This window comes from Paenibacillus sp. G2S3, from assembly GCF_030123105.1.
Lineage (GTDB): Bacteria > Bacillota > Bacilli > Paenibacillales > Paenibacillaceae > Paenibacillus_AQ.
In genome coordinates, this window is the sequence record NZ_CP126095.1 from 1,370,126 (window position 1) to 1,389,656 (window position 19,531).

The following is a 19,531-nucleotide window of genomic DNA, read 5'->3' on the forward strand; positions in this document are numbered from 1 at the left end:
TTAGGGGGAGAACAAGTAATGAGTCAGTTTAACAACGCAACGATTGAAAAAGCAGCCAATGTATATTATGGCGGACAAGTAACCAGCCGTACGGTAATTTTGCAGGATGGAACTAAGGTCACACTTGGTATTATGTTGCCTGGTGTATATGAATTTGGTACGGATGGTCCTGAAATTATGGAGATTTTGTCCGGCGATCTTAAAGTGCTGCTTCCCCGCACTGAGGTATGGCAGGAGATTAAGGGAGCGGCAACGTTCAATGTCCCTGGCAACTCAAAATTTGCGTTGGAAGTATTTGAAGTAACTGATTATTGCTGTTCTTACCCGGTTCTATAACTAAAAGACAGCAAAGCAGCGATTCTCCTATTATTGGAGAATCGCTGCTTTTTGTGTTGGTTCGTGTGTTGGGTTTATAAGGACACAGCTGACGCTATTTGCAAATTTATAGCCTTTGGAGCAGTTTTTCGGACTCCACTGCAGCTATTTCATAGAAATAGCCTCAAATTAGGTGTTTTTCATGCCAATAGCGACTATAGAGTCCGATAGCATACGAAATGGAGGGGAATATTGCGAATAAGGTCAGCTGTGTCCGATAGCGATGGCTGTGGCTTTGTGCTGCAAAAGTTACACTAGCATATTTCCTTTAACAAACAAAATGCCCAATAGAAAGACCGCCTCACACATTTGAATAGTCATGTGTGAAGCGGTCGTAAATGTTTCTAACTAGAGTAGGTTTTAGTTTTCTGAATTTACTTCTCGGATACAGTAGAACCCATTTTTTGTCCGATCCACTCTTCATAGCATTTCACTACAGCGGAGAGGTCTTCATCGCCATAGCCTTGGGTAAACCCGGCTTGGAACATGCTTTTGGCTAGTCCCAGCATTGGAGAAGGGACGCCTGTGAAATCGCTGTGGGCGGATGCTAACTTCAGATCCTTTAACATTAACGCGAGGGAGAACTGATTGCTGAAATCATTTTCTATGATTTTACGGCCTTTAAGCTCCGCCTGTTTGCTGCCCGCAGAACCAAGCTGCACTAGTTCAAGGAACTTATCAGCTGGAACACCTGATTTTACAGCGATAGCGAATCCTTCAGCCAGGGCAACGTTGTGAATGCCGACCATTGCATTATGAGCCAGCTTGGCTACAGCACCACTGCCGTTCTCGCCCATATGTATCAGCTTTTTACCCAACGTATCGAAGATATCGCGATGCTGTTCTATGACTTCAGCACTGCCGCCAACCATGAACACCAAGGTTCCTTCAATAGCCGCTGGTTTGCTTCCAGTTACTGGTGCGTCTAGGAAATGTCCACCGCGAGCTTCTACAGCAGTGGCAATTTCGTGAACTAGTCCTGGAGAAATTGTGCTGGAATCTATAATCAGGCCGCCTGGTTTAACTGCATCTAGAATACCATTCTGACCATAAAACACTTCACGAACCGAATCATCATTACTGATCATGGTAATAATAACATCCTTACCTTCAGCCGCAGCGCGTGGCGTAAGGGCAATCTGGGCACCTTCTGCTTCAAGAGGATTACATTTAGCTGCTGTACGGTTGTACACCGTCACCTGAAAGCCGCCACGAAGCAAGTTGGAAGCCATTGGCGCTCCCATTGTTCCAAGTCCGATAAAACCGATTTGTTTCATTTGTATAGCCACCTTCCGTTTTCTTCATTCTATCACGGCACTTAGGCTAGCACCACAGCTCAGCCATGCCTAATGATGCGGGAAACGCTTCCATGAAACTTTCGAAAACTTGGTTCTAAAGCCCGGGATGTGCCCTAAGACCTTGCCAGTCAAGGCAAATTAAAGTATCCTAATTATAAAGTTGTAACAAGCGGTTTCAAATTTAAAGAGATAAACAGGAGGTTTCCATTACCGATGTCTAAGAAGATTAATTTTGACTACACCAAAGCCCTTACTTTCTTCAATCAACAAGAAATTGACAACCTTGCCGCTCCAGTTAAGTTAGCGCACGAACAGTTGCATAATAAGACTGGTGTAGGTTCCGACTATCTTGGATGGATTGATCTTCCATCAGCTTATGATAAGGAAGAATTCGCACGCATTCAGCAAGCCGCAAAGAAGATCCAGAGCGATTCCGAAGTACTGATTGTAATTGGTATTGGTGGTTCTTATCTGGGAGCACGCGCAGCGATTGAAGCGCTCTCGCATTCTTTTTACAATAACCTTTCTAAAGATAAGCGCAAAACTCCAGAAGTTTATTTCGCGGGTAATAACATTAGTTCTACATACATCACGCACTTGCTTGATCTTGTAGAAGGCAAAGACTTCTCCGTGAACGTAATTTCCAAATCAGGAACTACGACTGAGCCAGCCATTGCTTTCCGCATTTTCCGCGCAGCTCTGGAGAAGAAATATGGTAAAGAAGAAGCTCGCAAACGTATTTACGCTACTACAGACAAGGAAAAAGGTGCCCTTAAGAAATTGGCTACTGAAGAAGGTTATGAATCCTTCATCATTCCAGACGATGTAGGCGGACGTTACTCCGTATTGACACCTGTTGGCTTGCTTCCAATCGCTGTAGCAGGTATTAACATTGAAGAGATGATGCAAGGTGCTGCTGCCGCTGCGGATGAGTTCAATAATCCAGATGTAGCTACTAACCAAGCTTATCAATATGCTGCAGTTCGTAATGCTCTGTATCGCAAAGGTAAGACAACTGAAATCCTCGTGAACTATGAGCCTTCCTTACACTTTGTATCGGAGTGGTGGAAACAATTGTTTGGCGAGAGCGAAGGTAAGGATTTCAAAGGAATTTATCCTTCTTCCGTTGATTTCTCTACGGATCTACACTCCATGGGCCAATTTATCCAAGAAGGTAACCGTAATATCTTTGAAACGGTAATTCAAGTAGATCAAGTGGCTCATCATGTGACCATTGAGAACGATCCAGATGATCTGGATGGCTTGAACTTCTTAACAGGAAAGACTATGGATTTCGTAAATAAGAAGGCTTTCCAAGGTACAATGCTTGCGCATACAGATGGTCAAGTACCTAACCTTATCGTTACTATTCCTGATCAAACACCATACACATTTGGTTATTTGGTCTACTTCTTTGAAAAAGCTTGCGGCATCAGCGGTTACCTGCTCGGTGTTAACCCATTCGACCAACCAGGCGTAGAAGCATATAAGAAGAATATGTTCGCGCTACTTGGCAAACCGGGTTACGAAAAAGAAAAGGCAGAGCTGGAAGCAAGACTTACAGAATAGTATTGCAGCAGTATTTTAGAGACCATTCATACTAGTGTAAGTCACCAGGAGCAGTCCATAGGTAATCCAATACCGGGGGCTGCTCCTGACATTATATGAAGACATCATATGTATATAAGGACTGGAATAATTATGTTAGAACAATATCGAACGGTGCGCTCTTCCGGTTCCAAGGAAGTCGTAATCCGCAAATCTCGCTTCATTGGTCATGTTATGCCGGTTGAGAATGAAGAAGAAGCATTGTTGTTTATCGAAGACATCAAGAAGAAACATCGGGACGCAACGCATAACTGTTCTGCTTATGTGATTGGGGAGAGAGACGAAATCCAGAGGCAATCGGACGACGGGGAGCCGAGTGGAACAGCCGGCAAACCGATTTTGGAAGTAATTCGCAACCAGGGAGTTAAAAATGTCGCAATTGTTGTTACCCGTTATTTCGGAGGCATTATGCTGGGTGCCGGAGGGCTGATTAGAGCTTATACGGATGGAGCAGTGCTTGCGCTTGAAGCAGGTGAAGTAATCACCCGTGTGCTAAGACGAGAGGTATTCGTAGAAATTGATTACACTTGGCTAGGCAAGGTTGAGAACGAACTTCGGGGAAGGGGTATACAAACCGGCGAGACTTTGTTCACCGATAAAGTAACGTTGTTATGTTTACCGCGAAATGATGAGGGAGACGCATTTATGGCATGGATAACAGATCTAACCCAAGGGCAAGCCTTGGTAACAGAAGGGCGGCGGATTTACTACAGCGAAGGGGATTAGGTATATGGCAAGGAGAGCAGTGGAGCAGGAGTTGTCGAGGGAAAGAATATTAGAGGCCGCTAGGCATCTGTTTATTACCAAAGGTTATCGAGCGATTTCAATGCGAAGCATCGGTCAGCATTTGGGGTACAGCCACGGCTCTCTCTATTATCATTTCAAAGAGAAAGCGGAATTGTTCTACGCCATTGTTGTCGAAGATTTTAATCATGTGGCTACTTTGCTTGGCCAAGTAATGAATAAGCCACCTGAAGAGGGTATGACTCGAGTAGAGCAGCTAATTATGGAGTTTATAAGGTTTGGAATAGATCATCCTTATCAGTATGAAATTATGTTCATGATTCGGGATGAAGAGCTACTAGCTTATTGTAGAGCAGAGCAGGGACGATGTTTTGATTTATTCTCAAGTATTGTACGCCGTCATATGAAGGAAGAGGGATATGTGTCCGAGGATTGGCAGAACGTGCCGCTAACCTTGTTCTTATCCGCTCACGGATTTATATCTTATTATATCCAAGATAAAGTATCATTTGAGGATGTAAAAGAAGCAGCATCAGCTCATATCAAGGTTTTATGTCGCAGCCTTTAACATGCTGTTTTTTTTATAAGTTTACACTTTAAAGCTGTGCATTGGTATAACACTAATTCTCTGCTTGGTCAAAGTAATATTTAATTCTAGTTATATTTTAATGGCCGCTCCGTAGCAATAACGGAAGCGGCCATTAATTGTTTATCCCTCAATAATTTTTAAGAAACATTGTCTACGTCTAGGTCCATCGAACTCACAAAAATAAATACCCTGCCAACGTCCAAGTAATAGTTCGCCATCATGGATGATTATGCTCTGGGAAGGTCCGGATGTAATAGACTTAAGGTGGGAGGCAGTATTGCCTTCAGCATGTCGATACTTCGGATGCTCCCAAGGGTAGACTTCATCCAAACGCATCAGAACATCATGTCTCACATCAGGATCTGCATTCTCATTAATGGCAATTCCTGCGGTGGTATGTGGACAATAAACTACGATCACCCCGCTATGCACTCCGCTTTTTTTCACAAAAGAAATGACTTCACGAGTAATATCACGTAATTCATCCCGTTTCGTTGTAGTAATCTCCAGTGTATGCAGCATAATCATTCCCCTTCCTGTGATGTGCCACTTTTTTCTAACCTGTGTTATATATATTTTACCCCAAATTCACTTGAAAGTAATTGACGACAACGAGAAGGATTTGGTAAAGTAGTAATAATATAAAACCAAGTATATAAATAGGAATAATTAATGGAGATGTTGGTTAGTATACCGACCGGTTATCCGGAGGTGGGAGGGCAAAATCATTGAATTCGCTGCTTAGACACAAAGGTTGGACTTGGGGTTTCCGAACTACAATTTTGCTCTATTTTGTAGTATTGATCGTACTGCCTATACTTGGGGTCTATTACAACTCTTTTTCATTGGGTTTCGGCAATTTTGTGGAAAGCATAAGCGACCCGATTGCCTGGAAGTCGGTGCTGTTAACCTTAAAGCTGGCGATCATCGCCACTTTAATTAATGTCTTTTTAGGAACAATGATTGCCTGGGTTCTTATTCGTTATCAATTCATTGGTAAAGCATTGCTTAACAGTCTTGTGGATTTACCATTTGCACTGCCGACGGCAGTTGGTGGTTTGATGATTTTGCTCTTGCTCGGACCTGGTAGTCTTATCGGCAAGGCTGCAGAAGCGCTTGGTTTTGAAATTGTTTTTCATCAACCAGCTATCGTAATTGCTATGGTCTTCGTAACCTTTCCCTTCGTGATTCGAGCGGTTCAGCCCTTGCTGGAGGAACTTGATCCTTCCGAAGAGGAAGCGGCATATACAATGGGTGCCAAGGGAACTAGAGTCTTCTGGCATGTTATTCTCCCCTCTATGGCTCCTGGGATGATCAGCGGTGGAATGCTCGCCTTCTCGCGGGCACTTGCTGAATTCGGCGCTGTAGTCCTCGTAGCAGGCAATATTCCAGGTCGTACACTCGTATCTTCTGTTTTTATTTTTGGTGAAGTTGAAAGTGATAATCCGGTTTCCGCCGCAGCGGTTTCTGTTATTCTCTTGACCTTATCCTTTCTCATTCTTTGGCTAATTAATATGCTGCAGATGCGGGGGAGACGCTCATGAGAAAACTATGGATCGGACTCACCTACTTGGTATTTTTTCTGCTAATCGCTGCACCGCTAGGGAAAATGGCTATAGGTGCTTTTAGTGAAGGATTTGGTGGTTTCTGGAATGCTCTGACTAGGCCTGAAGCGCTGCATGCGCTTATGATGACTGGGCTTGTTGTAATAGTAGTTACGTTATTAAATACGTTGTTCGGAATTATGATGGCGCTGTATCTTGTCCGGGCGAACTGGATAAATAGACGTCTAAAGGGCTTGCTTAACAGTATTGTTGATTTGCCTTATGCTGTGTCCCCTGTCATTGGCGGGCTGATGATTGTCCTGCTGCTGGGTCCGGATAGCGCCTTGGGTGCGATTTTTGAAGGGATTGGGCTGAAGATCGTCTATGCGATTCCTGGAATGATCATTGCCACCTTGTTCGTAACCTTTCCTTTAATGGTGCGTGAGGTGATGCCGGTGCTTCAGGAGATTGGTTCACAGCAGGAGGAAGCAGCTTCTACATTGGGCGCTCATGGCTGGACTATTTTTTGGAAGGTGACTTGGCCTTCGATTCGTTGGGCGGTTGTGTATGGGGTCATCCTTACGGTGGCTCGTTCACTAGGAGAGTTCGGTGCGGTGCTCGTGGTCTCGGGTAACATTATGAACAAAACCCAGACGGCGACGACGCTAGTCTATCAGGATGTTGAGAATTTTAATGTAACGGCTGCTGGAGGAATAGCGCTAGTTCTGGCTGCATTTTCCGCAGGTCTACTGTTGTTGATGGAATGGACCAAGAGAAGAAAGGAAGTGCAGTAATATGCATGTTGAAGTGCGGGGATTAAATAAGCATTTTGGAGATTTTCATGCGGTCAAGGACGTCAATTTCACCATTACAAAAGGTCATCTGATCGGACTGCTCGGCCCGAGTGGCGGCGGTAAAACTTCGATTCTTCGTATGCTCGCAGGGCTGGAGACACCGGATAATGGCGAGATTATTTTTCATGGTCAGACGGTTAACAATCTTCCTCCTCAGGAGCGCGGGATCGGCTTTGTCTTTCAGAACTATGCATTATTTAAGCACATGACTGTTTTTGATAATATTGCTTTTGGATTAAAAGTTAAAAAGGCCAGCAAAACCGCCATTCGTGACCGTGTTATGGAACTGGTAGAGCTTACGGGGTTAAAAGGCTTCGAGAAGCGTTATCCGCATCAGCTATCTGGTGGACAACGTCAGCGTGTGGCCTTTGCTCGTGCACTCGCGCCTGAACCACAGCTATTACTCTTAGATGAGCCATTCGCAGCTATTGATGCGAAGATCCGTCAGGAGCTGCGCGCTTGGCTACGTGAGCTGATTGAGCGTGTAGGCATCACTTCCATCTTCGTAACACATGACCAAGACGAAGCGATAGAAGTAGCAGATGAGATCATGATCATCAACCAAGGACAGTTGGAACAAAAGGGTACGCCTTGGGACATTTACAAGGAGCCTAAAACACCGTTCGTAGCTACATTTATCGGAGAGTCGACACTGATTGAGGATGCCTCTGAGGTGAAAGGGTTTAAAGGCGCTGGAGACGGTAAGCCTACCAAAGCACTGATTCGCCCTGAATATATTGAAGTGGGTAATCTGCATGAGTTCAAGATGGCTTCAGCTACGGAAAAAGGTGTCGTAAAGCATCTGCATTTCCGTGGAAGCGAATGGCTCGTTGAGGTTGAGGTTAATGGTCATAAGCTGGTCACTTACCGTTCCTTGGAGAAGGAAACCTTGCAGCCGGGACAGGATATCTCAGTTCTTGTGCACCGCGCTTACCTGTTTAATGATGAGCGAAGCTGGATCCAGGAGAACAACCTGAAAGAAGATCCGATGCCGATATTTATTTAATATAAAATAAATAAAATGATTTTCAATTTTTTTTGAAGAGTAGCGAATGTGATGAGCTAGGATTAGAGGAACTGAAGTATTGGTATAGAGTAATGGAGTGGAAGTTTGGAACTGTAGGAGCGGTAGCGACCGCCTTTATGCTCTAATTTCAACCGTAATACGGTTCCAATCAAGAAATTAGAGCATAACAGCGGCCGAAAGTCCAAACATTCCGTGTAATTACGGCAAATACCGAACGTTGGTTATTAGAACTTGGCTTAATCTTTGGAGCTACTTTCAAAGAGACTTTAAGATCATTACCTCGAAGGGTGTGGGCCGCAATGAAAATCAAAAGGAGCAGACAACTGCACGGATGTTTTGCTGCCCTAATGCTGGCCATACTCACGCTGGCAGCAGTCGGTTGCGGGAATGAAAAGGCGATTACGACGATGGCAGATCCTTCGAAGCAAGGGGATGTTACGCTAGTCATTGGCGCATACAGTGTGGCTAAGGATGCAATGGGAGACATTTTGCCGTTATTTGCAGCGAAATGGAAAGCGGATACTGGGCAGGACATTAGTTTTCAGCAGTCTTATGAAGCTTCCGGAACACAGGCACGTGCAATCGTGGGTGGGTTCGAAGCGGATGTTACACTGTTAGCCATGGAAGGCGATGTCGAGAAGCTGGTCAAGGCTGGACTCGTAGCGCCAACGTGGAAAGAGCAGGGTGAGCAGGGCATGGTGACACGTTCCGTAGTCGCACTTGGTACCCGTGAGGGAAATCCCAAAGGAATTCACGATTTTGCGGATTTAGCCAAGCCAGGAGTTAAAGTGTTATACCCAAACCCCAAAACATCCGGTGGTGCACAGTGGGATATCAACGCAATCTATGGGGCGGGTCTGAAGCTGTCAGAGGAGCAAGAAGGCGTTAAAGATCCAGCAGCTGCCAAAGCTTTTTTAGAAAGTGTACATGCGAACGTGGAGTCTCTGGATAAGAGCGGACGTGCATCTATGGCTGCCTTCGAGTATGGAGTGGGTGATGTCATTGTTACCTATGAAAATGAACTGCTGGCCCGGATTGCTCAGGGTGTTAAATATGAAGTCATTATTCCTAAAAATACAATTCTGATTGAGAACCCGGCGGCTGTTGTAGAGAAGTATGCGGATGAGCATGGGACACGCGCAGCAGCAGAGGCGCTGGTTGATTTTTTAATTACCCCACAGGCGCAAGAAGTGTTTGCACAATATGGCTTTCGTCCCGTAGATAAACAGGTCTATGCGGAGAACAAAAGCCGCTACCCCGATCCAGCGGGTCTCTTCGATATCAATTATTTAGGGGGCTGGGATGAGGTGCGAAGCACGCTTTATTCCAAGCGGGGAATTTGGTATCAGGTACTTGCCGGAATATAGGTAGAGGTGTAAAAATAGAGTCATCCTAGCAGGGCTACTGCTTAAGGGATGACTTTTTTGACGAAAGTATATATTTGGGGCCCCCGCAAAGTACCTGGGTACGCATCGAAGCAAAGCTTCACTTTGTGGGGATATTTTGATGGGCATCTTTAAGATAGACATATGATAACTTAAGGCTTCCTTGATGGGAACTGAAGGAGAGATAAGATATGGATACGTTGGTGTTTTTGGGTACTGGGGATGCCATGGGTGTACCTCGGGTATATTGCAGCTGCGAGACCTGCACAGAAGCGAGGGAGCTAGGGAGCAATATAAGGCTGCGTTCCTCCGTACTCATAGATAATGGCAGTGACTTTCTAGTGATTGATTGTGGGCCAGACTGGCGACGTCAGATGGAGGCGCAGGGAGTACGGAATATGCGCAGACTGCTCGTGACACACGCTCATTTTGATCATATTGGGGGGCTGCCAGAATGGGCAGATGCTTGTAGATGGACGGGGATTAAGGGTGAACTTTATACTCCAGCAGAAGTCATTCCCATTATTGAGCGGCAATATCCTTGGTTGCGCAATCAGATCGAGATGATTCCCTGTGATGAAGGTATAGAATTAGACGGCTGGAAGATAGATACCTGGAAAGTAAACCATGGTAAGAATGGATATTCGTACGCTTTTCGACTAGAGAAGGAGGACTACACATGGGTGTATTGTCCAGATTCCATATCTCTTGGGGTTGAGGAGACACGCCTGATGCATGGAGTCGACTTGCTGGTCCTTGGTACAAGCTTCTATTACGAAGCGGCGGAGCTATCCACTCGCTCTGTGTACGACATGACGGAGGCAGCGGAGCTACTGCAAATCGTGAAGCCTCAAAAGGCAATATATACCCATATGTCGCATGATGTGGATATGAGAAAAGCATATATTTTACCGGAGAATGTTACACTGGCCCAGACAGGTATGAGAATTCCAATATACAAAAACCCATTCTCTTCACTTTAGAAGGGAATGGGTAAGTAGAAATAAGCAGATTAAACAGTTAATTGTTCTGATTCATTTAAAGGGTGACGTCCGCTTACAGCAAGCATGACTAAAGAAATAATGATGAGTATAAAACAGAGCACAAATGAATACCGGTAACCTACAATACTGGCTAGCCCCCCGCCAACAAGACTCCCAATCAGTCTGCCGATCGTGGATGAATTAGAGTAAAGCGTTGATGCATACCCAGGCATGTTTGGAAGCAGATCCTGGATGTAGCTAATTCCAATCGCAGAAATAACAGCAACGAAAACCGCCAGTAGAACCTGGGCTGCAAGCATTTGCCACATCTCGCCTGAGAAAATGACAACGAGATAATATGCCCCTCCTAAAATAGCCCCACACATCATCAAGGCTCGGTTACTATACTTCGCACTGAGTAGACCAAGCATAATCATAAATGGAATTTCCAGCGCAGCACATATACTGCTGACTAGACCGACATCGCTTGTCGATCCGCCTAGATTGTTTGTAATAAAGAGAGCAGTATTGATGCTACTCGTCCAGTGAGCTACATACATGAGTATCAAAATCAGAAAAGGCAGCAGAATATTGTGATTCTGACTGAGCCGGAAAGTTTTCACTTTTACTTCAGCCTTGTTGCTGCTCAGCTCTGTATCTGTATTTGATTTGAGAAAGAAGAAAACGAGTAAGGCAACAAGCAGGAATACTCCGATCGTACCCGTGAAAATCCCCTTAAACCCAACAGCAGCGATTAGCAGGGTGCCGATTAAAGGACCTGTAATAAAGCCGAGAGAGAAAGCAGAACGCAAGGTAGAATTAGCAAACGCAGTATCCGTAAAATTGCTCTTATTCACTGCTTCTCTAGCAATGGCGAACAATTGAGGCATCCCTGGTGCACCGAGGGCGGTGAACACAATCATGTAGATGAACAAGATCGTGAAATCCTGAATGAGCAAGTACCCGCTATAAGCCAGCGCATTACAGAGTGTGGCAACAAGGTAAATGTTTTTTCGATTTAAGCCGAGGTCAGAGCGTCTCCCGATTAGTGTACTGATCCATATTCCGGCAATTAACGTGGTGGCTAGAAAAACACCAAACAATCCGACAGATACGCCAAGCTGTTCCGTGAAATAAATGGATAAGAAGGGTGAACTGAGTGAAATCCCCATTCCCTGAAGTAGCATACATAAAAAGAGTAAAGCATAAGAGGGAATTGAAAATAGTGCAGTAAGTCTTTTGATCATGTTGTGAAGTTACTCCTCTATTTTTGTTAAGATAGTCAAACTGGTTCTAGTATACATGAAAAAGGCAGCAACAATATATATGCGATTAGACTACGGGGCATCACTCGGGCAAATCTAAGCCTGTTGATATTCCTTTTGTGACTTCTATTGCATTCGGTATTCAGAAGCATGTTTATCCTTTATAATCAGAAAGAATTGCCGTCTTATATTTACATATATAGAATAATTATCAACGGTAGGTAGGGGAGTACAAAGTAGCTAATAGGGGAGAGGGTTGATTTTTTTGAAGCAGAAAGGTGTTTTCTCAAGATTAAGTACATACATGTTAAGGCACAAGCTCTTATATACGGTTTTATTATTTACGACTTTATTTGGAATTGTTCTGGATTTAACGATTGCTTGGCTGCTCTCAGTGATTACGGATGCGGCGGTTAGACTTGATGTGAAAGCTTTTAAAGGGCTGGTAATATTCGGATTAATCTACTTATTAGTGAGTGCAATCAACGGTTACATCGATCGATATCTCAAAAATAAAATCTCAGCCAAGATCAGAAATGAACTGCGGCTAGATATGATGCGACATGCTTTAGCTCTTCCGCAGTCTTATTTTGATCGTAATCATTCGGGTGATTTGTTGTCCCGCTTTACTAATGATAATCAATCTGTGGGTAATGCTACCGGCGAGGTAATGATTGATCTAATCCGTAACCCTTTGCTTGCTCTCGCGGCTTTTGGTTATTTGCTTTATATTAACTGGCTACTGGCATTGATCTGTTTTGCAATGGGGCCTTTGATGTTCCTTACGGGAAAAATCTTCGGTTCGGCGATGCGTGAGAACAGTGTGAAGATTCAGACTAATATGAGCAAGATTACTTCCTTTTTGCATGACATTCTAGGCAGTAGTATGGTGTTTAAATCCTTTAGCATTGAACGCAGACTAATGAAGCAGTATCAGGAACATAGTGAGAATATCACTTCCGAAGAATTAAAAAGGGGAAGAATTGAGGGAGCTACTGGCTCATTCTCCTCTTTTCTGGGAAACTTCACGTTTCTTCTGGCGCTGGTCGTTGCTGGTTATTTTGTGGCAAAAGGATCACTTGAGGTCGGTGCGATGATTGCTTTCATCCAGCTCATGAATTATTTAGTGATGCCGTTCTCGGCATTGCCAGGGCTGATCAATTCGATGCAGCAATCACTTGGGGCGGCGGGACGGATCTTTGAAGTGTTAGATAGCCCTGTAGAAGTGGAGGCTTTACCCGAAGCAGCTACGAAGCAGCCTGAATTTGAGCGTATGGTCATGTCCTCGGTATCCTTCTCTTATCCGGGAGCAGAGAAACATAGCTTGAACAAGATCAGCTTAGAGCTTCACAAAGGGGCGCAAATGGCGGTTGTGGGGCCGAGCGGTGGAGGGAAATCTACACTTTTCAAGGTATTGCTTGGGTTATATAAACCTGATGAGGGTGAAGTGTTTATAAATAATGAGAAGACAAGTGAAATGAGCTTAGCTAAGCTTAGAAGTCATTTTTCTTATGTGCCGCAAGAGTCAGGGCTTTATACGGGAAGTATCCGTGATAATATCCGGAATGGAAATCCAGATGCAGATGAACTAGAAATTCTGGAAGCTTTGCGACAAGCGAACGCTTATGATTTTGTAATGGAGTTGCCGGAGGGCCTCGATACAGATATTGGTGAGGAAGGCTCGCGTCTGTCCGGTGGACAACGCCAGCGACTATCGATTGCAAGAGCGATTCTTAGGAACTCTCCAATCCTGCTGCTGGATGAAGCTACTGCTGCGCTTGATAATGAATCGGAGAAGCTGGTGCAGCAAGCGATTCGTAAATTAATGGGAGACAAAACCACACTCGTTATCGCGCATCGTCTGTCTACGATTCAGAATGCTGATGTCATTCTAGTGATGGAGAATGGTGAAATTGTGGAGAGCGGCACCCACGAGGAGCTGCTTGCAGCAGAAGGAAGATATCATGGCTTGTACTATTCTCAACTGGAAGAGGAAGAAGCCGTGGGGAGTGAGGAAGCGCTAATGGAGCTTGCATCTACAGGAGTCCCGAGCTTGCTGAAATAAGGAAGTAACTCTATATAGATTGAACTTTAACTCTATATAAGTTGAACTTTAAAACATTCTAAAAAGGGAAAAGTGACGGAGGGGAAGTCCAAACATTCCCCGCAGTCACGCACTTACCTTAATAGAAAAATCTTAAGTTTAACGTATATAAAACTATTAAGTTCAGCCGATTTAGTTCACTTTATTGAGAATGAATTTATCAATCGCGTATTTTACGCCATCTTCGTTGTTGCTTAGGGTTATGAAATCAGCAATTTCTTTCAGCGCAGGAATAGCGTTCTCCATCGCAACACCAAGACCGGCAGCTTCCAGCATCTCATGGTCGTTCCAAGAGTCTCCCATTGCCATGGTTTCGGAAAGATCACACCCAAAATGATTGGCTAGAAATTCAAGCGCAATTCCCTTAGTTCCCTCATGATGCATGATTTCTAGGAATTGTGGTTTGGATTTGGTAATATGCACGGAATCGCCGAGCAATTCACGCAGAATTGGAGCCAGCTCATCTAAGAAAGTAGGATCATCGATAATCAGCATTTTTGGTGTTTTTTGTGGGACAAGCTTCTCCCAGTCTGGTTCAATGTAATATGGCGTTTTGTTCAGGTCCGTATAGTCTTTAATCTTCTGGTTGTCTTCACGGGCGTACAGCTTGTCGTCAATGTAAGTTTGCAAATGCAGATCATGCTCCACACAGTAAGTAAAAAGCTTGTGTACCGCATCTTGTGGTACGTAACGCTCATATAGTACTTTTTCATCGAGCAAGTTCTTAATGAGTGCACCTTGGTAAGTGATGATTGGCACGTTAAGTCCAGTTTGACGGGCAATGGCTTGAGCGGAAGCATAAGCTCGGCCTGTAGCGAGGGTTACAACAACGCCAGCGGCTACAGCCTCTTCAAGCGCAGTCTGTGTAGCGGGTGTTACTTCCTTGTCATCGTTAATTAGAGTGTCATCAATATCAATCGCGATCAATTTGTACATTTGTCTCTCTCCTTATCTCTTTCTAAATAGATGTAATTTGGAAAAATAACTCTTCTTATGTTGATTCTGACCCGGTTCCGGACTCAGCTCTGCTATAAGCATAGCCCCCAGAATACAACCACAACCGAGCAGAGCGGACATACCGAGCATTTCCCCACCAAAGGCTAAGCCTGTCAGAACAGCGAATACAGGTTCTGTGGCATAAATAATAGCTACCCGGGATGGCGTAGTGTACTTTTGGCAGGCGGTTTGAATCCAGAAGGCAAAAGCACTGGTAGGGCCAATAGAGATTAAAAGTGCCCAGAGAACGTCTGGATCCTTGATAAGCTCTGCGGTGTGTGCCAGTGGTGCAGCTCCTTCAACGATAAGCGAAGCGACAATGCTGAACAGTCCAACGAAGGCGAGCTGCAAGGTTGCCAGCGGCAATGCCGGATAATGAGGTGCATAAACGCCAGTATATGCGACTTGTAGCGCAAAAGCTATGGCACAGAGCAGGATCAAAGCATCACCTTTATTTAGGGACAAAGCAGAGCCTGTGAAAGTTAGCAGGTAAAGACCTGCTGCGGCAAGCGCTGCGCTGAACCAAGTGAAACGTGAAATGGCATGCCCAAGTAGCGCCAGAGAAAGAAAGGGAACCAATACGACCGATAAACCGGTAATAAACCCGGTATTGGAGGTGGTTGTATATAGAAGTCCCATAGTCTGGAAACCATAGCCCATAAACAAAAAAAGGCCTAGCAGTAGAGAATCACGTACCATGCGGAAACTTAGCTGTTTCCACTCCTTGCGGTAAAAAATAAAAGTGATTAGAGCCAGCAACAGGGCAGCACCCGTAAAGCGGATGCTATTAAACGCGAGCGGTGGTAGCACTTTGACAGCGTTTTGAACAATCAGAAAGGTGCATCCCCACATCATCGCCACGAGTAGCAGACTGAAATCGGCCATACGGGAACGCTTCACTTCTTAGGTCATCCTCTCTTCAACATATGCCGTCCTTAAAAGCACGACAAGGTCAAGTTGTCCAAATTGTATCGTATATTCATGGGGAGGACAAGATAGAAATCGCTCAAAGGCTTATATTTAAAGGGATTTTAGGGATTAGGCTAGACAAAAAAACAGCCTCTTGGTATACTTCGATAACCGCACATTTGTTCTTGTTTTTCGCATCTTAGAAAGGAGCGGTTTCACCATGATGGGCAGATCCCATTTAATAATTAGCACTGGGGTTACCCTATCTGTAATGAGTTTGATGTCGCATGAGATTACGATTCCGGTTATTGCGGTCGCAGCATTAAGTTCCTTGCTGCCTGACATTGATGAACCGAATTCACTGCTCGTGCGTAAGGCGATTCCAGAATTTCTATTAAGAGTGCTGCAAATTGCTTTGATAGGTGCGGCGATTTATCTCTATTTTGCCGGAATCGTGGAACGTCCTTGGAACATTGTGCTGGCATTGCTAGTCGGAAGTGTATCTTTCCTGCCTAGTCGAAAGCTACGCCATTTGGTCATGATCTTGATCGCCATAGCGCTCTTTGCCTTCGGGGAAGCCTATGATCCATGGAATTACATTGCAGCTTGCGTGCTTGTGGTCTCATCGATTGTTCCGCATCGTGGACTGACACATACCTTGTATGGAGTTGCGGGCTGGAGCGCCTTATTGTATTTTGCCTCAGCGGGTATAAATGACGGTGGCAGTCTATGGATAGCTGGGGGCATGTCGTATGCGCTTCACCTACTAGCTGACTCTCTTACCCAACGGGGAATTACACCCCTGCCGCCAATACCCTTTAAGCTGCGTCTAAAGCTAATGAGCACAGGTACGAAAAAAGGTGGAGCCGTAGAGAACATCTGCATTATGCTGACTCTAGCGTTCGTTGTCTATGTTTTTATACTTTCTCCTTAAATTAAAATGAATATGAAAAAGGGGCTTGTCTATTCTTTACGCAAATTGCGCATAGAATAAGCAGGCCCTTTTATTATAAAAAATTATTCCTCTAAGAACACCAGTCCGATAAAGTCCTCCGGTTCAATACGTCCGAAATAATGCTTCAAATCCAGATCAGCTAATGCTTCTCTAACCTCTGCCTCATTATAACGTTTGCCACGAAGTGCATTTTCGACATCTACTACATCACCAACCCCAAAGAAGTCACCATAGATTTTGATGTCCTTAATGAGGGAATCCTCAATATCCATGCGAATATCAATAATTCCAGCAGGGAATTTGCGTGTGTGTTTGACATTGCTTTTTGGTGACAGGCCGTAGTTCCAGTCCCAGTTCTGGTAGTGCTCTTTGGAGATTTCGTGGATTTTGTCCCAGTCTGCTTCTTGAAGCTTGTACTGAGGGACCTCGGATGGCTCCATGCCAAAGATCGAACGCAACAGGCCGGAGCGGAACTCTTCAATGGTCATGTCTGTACCTAGCAGTTCCTTGATGTTCGCTACGCGACTACGTACGGATTTTGTGCTTTTGGATTTAAATTTTTCTGGATTTACTTTCAGTGAGGCTTGTACATTGTCCAAATTGAGATCAAACATCAGTGTGCCATGGCTGAACATGCGTCCACGTGTGGAGAATTGAGCGTTGCCAGAAATTTTTTGTTCACCGACTTGAAGATCATTCCGTCCGCTAAGCTCAGCGTTAACACCCATGCTTTGCAAGTAGTCGATCACCGGCTGGGTGAATTTCAAGAAGTTATGGAAGGATTGGCCGTCGTCCTTAGTAATGAAGCTGAAGTTCAAATTTCCGAGATCGTGATAGACCGCTCCACCGCCGGACAGACGACGTACAACCTTAATATCATTCTCTTTAACATATTCCTGATTGATTTCTTCAATCGTATTTTGGTGTTTACCGATGATGATAGATGGGCTGTTAATATAAAAAAGCAGGTAACTCTCGTCCATCGGCAAGTGTTTCAGCGCATATTCCTCAATCGCCAAATTGATGGAAGCGTCAGTAATCCCTGTGTTATCAATAAAAATCATAGTGAATTCCTCCGTTGCAGCAAAATTGATTACAGTTCTCATTTTAAACCAAAAGCAGTTTTTTAACAAAAGAGATCGCTTCGTGTTTCGGTGAAAATAAAGTCTTAGATTGGATTCGTTGATTTAACGCGATTTTTAAATTGAAGAATTTCCAGCACTCAGTCTTATTGTTCAGTACTTCATTTTATCGAACACCAACAAATCCTTTGCATTTCTCTACCTCATGCGTTACTATTTTTATATTGACAAATTTGCAGGTCTAAATAAGGAGGTTAACATTCTATGTGCCCCCGTACCAAAGAACAAAATGAGCTCATACGCTTACAGCGTATAGAACAGATCCTGGACGTTGCCGCGCGCTCCTACTTTCGCACGGGCGGCAGCTTTGATATTCGCGACGTCGCCCGCGAGGCAGGGCTTGGTTACGGCACAGTATACCATTATTACCCCAACCGGCATTTATTAATAGAAGATGTGTTAGAAAGCGGCTTCGAGCGATGTGAGCAAGTGATCGCAGAATGGGCGAACATCAGCGGCAGCCCCCCGGATGACTGGCAGTTGTTGAAGTATTGTAAAGCGCTGCTCCGGCTGTGGCAGTCGGACGCCCGCACATATCTTGTCTACAAAATGGCGGCAGAACATTATGCAGGCTTGCCTGAAAAGGATCGATACCACGCCAAGAGACGGTTTATGGAACGGCTATACGTTCCACTTCAATCGATCGCCCAGTGCGAAGACGACAGCGTAGACCATATGCTTGCCGTGCTGGTTGGTTGCTGTGGGCTGCACTACTATGCGGGCAATTCCGACCTGGACGTCGATCGAATCGCCCGACTCGCTTTGCAAGCTATTACGAAGGAGTCCTGATACGAACATGGTCATATTAAAAAGCAAGCATGAAATTGAGGCTATCCGCAAGGCATGCCAAGTGGTGGCTGAATGTCATCGTACAATCGCCCCGCTTATCAAACCGGGCATTACCACCAACGAGATTGAGCGCATATTCGAGGACATTATGTTGAAGCACGGCGCAAAGCCATACCAGAAAGGTTATAGGGGCTATCAATATGCGACCTGTGCCTCCGCCAACGATGTGATCGCACATGGCTTCCCTAGCAATAAGCCACTTGAGGAAGGCGATATCGTGACGATCGACACGGTCGCTGAGCTCGATGGCTGGCTCGGAGATTCGGCCTGGAGTTATGCGGTCGGGCAGATCTCGCCAACGGCCGAGAAGTTGATGCGTGTCACGAAGGAATGTCTTGACCTGGGCATCGAGCAAGCTCAGCCCGGCAATCGACTCGGTGACGTGACGAGCGCGATTCAGCGGCATGCGGAAGCACACGGTTTCGGCGTCGTGCGCGACCTTCTCGCTCATGGCATCGGCCGTGACCTGCACGAGGAGCCGACTTATATGCATGTCGGCAAGCCTGGAAAAGGCCCCCGTATCAAGGAAGGTATGGTGTTCACGATTGAGCCCATGATCACTGAAGGTAGCTACTTCATGACAATCGATCCGGACGGCTGGACCGCACGGACGATGGACAACAAGTTCGCCGCCCAATACGAGCATACGATCGCCATCACGGCTGAAGGTCCACAAATTTTGACCGCGCAATAGAAAAAATTAGAGGTCGACCAACGAAATGGTCGACTTCTTTTTTTTGTATACGGCATAGCATCCTTCTTTATTCGTTACAGGTGATCATGTAAACGAGATCCCGTTCCCACCTTCAAGCCGAAGCAGGTTCGGGGGCAGCGTGTCCATAGATCTGATGAGGCTGCCAGTCTAGAACTTTATTATCTTTTAACATCTCGTAGATTTTAATGT

At 45.0% G+C, this 19,531-nt stretch carries 19 protein-coding genes; 13 read left to right on the forward strand and 6 right to left on the reverse strand.

From position 1 onward, the window contains the following. Window positions 1–18 precede the first annotated feature (18 nt). Window positions 19–336: a pyrimidine/purine nucleoside phosphorylase gene (gene ppnP, locus QNH28_RS06080; protein WP_283910603.1), complete on the forward strand. Its 318-nt coding sequence runs from the start codon at window positions 19–21 to the stop codon at window positions 334–336. 413 nt (window positions 337–749) lie between these two features. Here the strand turns inward: ppnP and QNH28_RS06085 are convergent, their stop codons facing one another. Further along, the gene (locus QNH28_RS06085; RefSeq protein ID WP_283910604.1) at window positions 750–1,652 is read right to left on the reverse strand and encodes an NAD(P)-dependent oxidoreductase; all 903 of its coding nucleotides are present in this window, start codon (window positions 1,650–1,652) and stop codon (window positions 750–752) included. Window positions 1,653–1,886: 234 nt separating this feature from the next. Here QNH28_RS06085 and QNH28_RS06090 point away from each other — a divergent pair, with 234 nt between their 5' ends. The 3 genes from QNH28_RS06090 to QNH28_RS06100 all read left to right on the forward strand — a co-directional run bounded on the left by QNH28_RS06090 (window position 1,887) and on the right by QNH28_RS06100 (window position 4,593). After that, window positions 1,887–3,242, forward strand: coding sequence for a glucose-6-phosphate isomerase (locus tag QNH28_RS06090; protein ID WP_042185583.1), 1,356 nt, complete (start codon window positions 1,887–1,889; stop codon window positions 3,240–3,242). A gap of 132 nt (window positions 3,243–3,374) precedes the next feature. Further along, on the forward strand, window positions 3,375–4,007 hold the full coding sequence (locus tag QNH28_RS06095; RefSeq protein ID WP_076284084.1) for a YigZ family protein: 633 nt from the start codon (window positions 3,375–3,377) through the stop codon (window positions 4,005–4,007). Window positions 4,008–4,011: 4 nt separating this feature from the next. Continuing rightward, window positions 4,012–4,593, forward strand: coding sequence for a TetR/AcrR family transcriptional regulator (locus QNH28_RS06100; protein ID WP_076284085.1), 582 nt, complete (start codon window positions 4,012–4,014; stop codon window positions 4,591–4,593). 141 nt (window positions 4,594–4,734) lie between these two features. Here QNH28_RS06100 and QNH28_RS06105 read toward each other — a convergent pair whose 3' ends face one another. Continuing rightward, entirely contained in the window at window positions 4,735–5,136 is a 402-nt protein-coding gene (locus QNH28_RS06105) for a secondary thiamine-phosphate synthase enzyme YjbQ (RefSeq protein WP_283910605.1), read from the reverse strand. A 206-nt stretch (window positions 5,137–5,342) separates the two neighbouring features. Here QNH28_RS06105 and cysT point away from each other — a divergent pair, with 206 nt between their 5' ends. From cysT to QNH28_RS06130, 5 genes are all read left to right on the forward strand, one after another. Continuing rightward, complete coding sequence (gene cysT, locus QNH28_RS06110; protein WP_042185592.1) at window positions 5,343–6,158, forward strand: sulfate ABC transporter permease subunit CysT; 816 nt, start codon at window positions 5,343–5,345, stop codon at window positions 6,156–6,158. Further along, window positions 6,155–6,952, forward strand: a complete 798-nt coding sequence (locus tag QNH28_RS06115; RefSeq protein WP_283910606.1) for a sulfate ABC transporter permease subunit — start codon at window positions 6,155–6,157, stop codon at window positions 6,950–6,952. Before cysT ends, QNH28_RS06115 begins: the two co-directional genes overlap by 4 nt. Window position 6,953: 1 nt before the next feature. Beyond that, window positions 6,954–8,018, forward strand: coding sequence for a sulfate/molybdate ABC transporter ATP-binding protein (locus QNH28_RS06120; protein WP_042124940.1), 1,065 nt, complete (start codon window positions 6,954–6,956; stop codon window positions 8,016–8,018). A gap of 320 nt (window positions 8,019–8,338) precedes the next feature. After that, window positions 8,339–9,406, forward strand: a complete 1,068-nt coding sequence (locus tag QNH28_RS06125) for a sulfate ABC transporter substrate-binding protein (RefSeq protein ID WP_283910607.1) — start codon at window positions 8,339–8,341, stop codon at window positions 9,404–9,406. 209 nt (window positions 9,407–9,615) lie between these two features. After that, window positions 9,616–10,407 (forward strand): MBL fold metallo-hydrolase, encoded by a 792-nt coding sequence (locus tag QNH28_RS06130; protein ID WP_283910608.1) that lies wholly within the window; start codon window positions 9,616–9,618, stop codon window positions 10,405–10,407. A gap of 29 nt (window positions 10,408–10,436) precedes the next feature. On the opposite strand, the gene QNH28_RS06135 is transcribed toward QNH28_RS06130, so the two are convergent. After that, window positions 10,437–11,654, reverse strand: a complete 1,218-nt coding sequence (locus tag QNH28_RS06135) for a sugar efflux transporter (RefSeq protein WP_283910609.1) — start codon at window positions 11,652–11,654, stop codon at window positions 10,437–10,439. 322 nt (window positions 11,655–11,976) lie between these two features. Here QNH28_RS06135 and QNH28_RS06140 point away from each other — a divergent pair, with 322 nt between their 5' ends. Next, a complete protein-coding gene (locus tag QNH28_RS06140) occupies window positions 11,977–13,737 on the forward strand; it encodes an ABC transporter ATP-binding protein (RefSeq protein ID WP_283910610.1) in 1,761 nt (586 codons plus the stop codon). A gap of 171 nt (window positions 13,738–13,908) precedes the next feature. Here QNH28_RS06140 and QNH28_RS06145 read toward each other — a convergent pair whose 3' ends face one another. Continuing rightward, window positions 13,909–14,712 (reverse strand): Cof-type HAD-IIB family hydrolase, encoded by an 804-nt coding sequence (locus QNH28_RS06145; RefSeq protein WP_283910611.1) that lies wholly within the window; start codon window positions 14,710–14,712, stop codon window positions 13,909–13,911. Window positions 14,713–14,724: 12 nt separating this feature from the next. After that, window positions 14,725–15,672, reverse strand: a complete 948-nt coding sequence (locus tag QNH28_RS06150; protein WP_283910612.1) for a DMT family transporter — start codon at window positions 15,670–15,672, stop codon at window positions 14,725–14,727. A gap of 229 nt (window positions 15,673–15,901) precedes the next feature. Between QNH28_RS06150 and QNH28_RS06155 the strand changes: the two genes are divergently transcribed. After that, entirely contained in the window at window positions 15,902–16,615 is a 714-nt protein-coding gene (locus QNH28_RS06155; protein WP_283910613.1) for a metal-dependent hydrolase, read from the forward strand. Window positions 16,616–16,698: 83 nt separating this feature from the next. Here the strand turns inward: QNH28_RS06155 and lplA are convergent, their stop codons facing one another. Beyond that, window positions 16,699–17,700: a lipoate--protein ligase gene (gene lplA / locus QNH28_RS06160; RefSeq protein WP_042185606.1), complete on the reverse strand. Its 1,002-nt coding sequence runs from the start codon at window positions 17,698–17,700 to the stop codon at window positions 16,699–16,701. A gap of 282 nt (window positions 17,701–17,982) precedes the next feature. Between lplA and QNH28_RS06165 the strand changes: the two genes are divergently transcribed. Together QNH28_RS06165 and map are read left to right on the forward strand one after the other, a co-directional pair. Then, window positions 17,983–18,567 carry a TetR/AcrR family transcriptional regulator gene (locus tag QNH28_RS06165; protein ID WP_283910614.1) on the forward strand — a complete coding sequence of 195 codons (585 nt, stop codon included), beginning with the start codon at window positions 17,983–17,985 and terminating at the stop codon, window positions 18,565–18,567. 7 nt (window positions 18,568–18,574) lie between these two features. Then, window positions 18,575–19,321: a type I methionyl aminopeptidase gene (map, locus tag QNH28_RS06170; RefSeq protein WP_283910615.1), complete on the forward strand. Its 747-nt coding sequence runs from the start codon at window positions 18,575–18,577 to the stop codon at window positions 19,319–19,321. Window positions 19,322–19,531 lie beyond the last annotated feature (210 nt).

Bases quoted from the DNA above. Each gene is read 5' to 3' on its own strand.
- QNH28_RS06155 (WP_283910613.1), top strand. From the start codon at position 15,902: ATGATGGGCAGATCCCATTTAATAATTAGCACTGGGGTTACCCTATCT.
- QNH28_RS06165 (WP_283910614.1), top strand. From the start codon at position 17,983: ATGTGCCCCCGTACCAAAGAACAAAATGAGCTCATACGCTTACAGCGT.
- QNH28_RS06090 (WP_042185583.1), top strand. From the start codon at position 1,887: ATGTCTAAGAAGATTAATTTTGACTACACCAAAGCCCTTACTTTCTTC.
- map (WP_283910615.1), top strand. From the start codon at position 18,575: ATGGTCATATTAAAAAGCAAGCATGAAATTGAGGCTATCCGCAAGGCA.
- QNH28_RS06130 (WP_283910608.1), top strand. From the start codon at position 9,616: ATGGATACGTTGGTGTTTTTGGGTACTGGGGATGCCATGGGTGTACCT.
- QNH28_RS06105 (WP_283910605.1), bottom strand. From the start codon at position 5,136: ATGCTGCATACACTGGAGATTACTACAACGAAACGGGATGAATTACGT.
- QNH28_RS06125 (WP_283910607.1), top strand. From the start codon at position 8,339: ATGAAAATCAAAAGGAGCAGACAACTGCACGGATGTTTTGCTGCCCTA.
- QNH28_RS06135 (WP_283910609.1), bottom strand. From the start codon at position 11,654: ATGATCAAAAGACTTACTGCACTATTTTCAATTCCCTCTTATGCTTTA.
- QNH28_RS06115 (WP_283910606.1), top strand. From the start codon at position 6,155: ATGAGAAAACTATGGATCGGACTCACCTACTTGGTATTTTTTCTGCTA.
- ppnP (WP_283910603.1), top strand. From the start codon at position 19: ATGAGTCAGTTTAACAACGCAACGATTGAAAAAGCAGCCAATGTATAT.
- QNH28_RS06085 (WP_283910604.1), bottom strand. From the start codon at position 1,652: ATGAAACAAATCGGTTTTATCGGACTTGGAACAATGGGAGCGCCAATG.
- QNH28_RS06100 (WP_076284085.1), top strand. From the start codon at position 4,012: ATGGCAAGGAGAGCAGTGGAGCAGGAGTTGTCGAGGGAAAGAATATTA.
- QNH28_RS06095 (WP_076284084.1), top strand. From the start codon at position 3,375: ATGTTAGAACAATATCGAACGGTGCGCTCTTCCGGTTCCAAGGAAGTC.
- QNH28_RS06120 (WP_042124940.1), top strand. From the start codon at position 6,954: ATGCATGTTGAAGTGCGGGGATTAAATAAGCATTTTGGAGATTTTCAT.
- QNH28_RS06145 (WP_283910611.1), bottom strand. From the start codon at position 14,712: ATGTACAAATTGATCGCGATTGATATTGATGACACTCTAATTAACGAT.
- QNH28_RS06140 (WP_283910610.1), top strand. From the start codon at position 11,977: ATGTTAAGGCACAAGCTCTTATATACGGTTTTATTATTTACGACTTTA.
- lplA (WP_042185606.1), bottom strand. From the start codon at position 17,700: ATGATTTTTATTGATAACACAGGGATTACTGACGCTTCCATCAATTTG.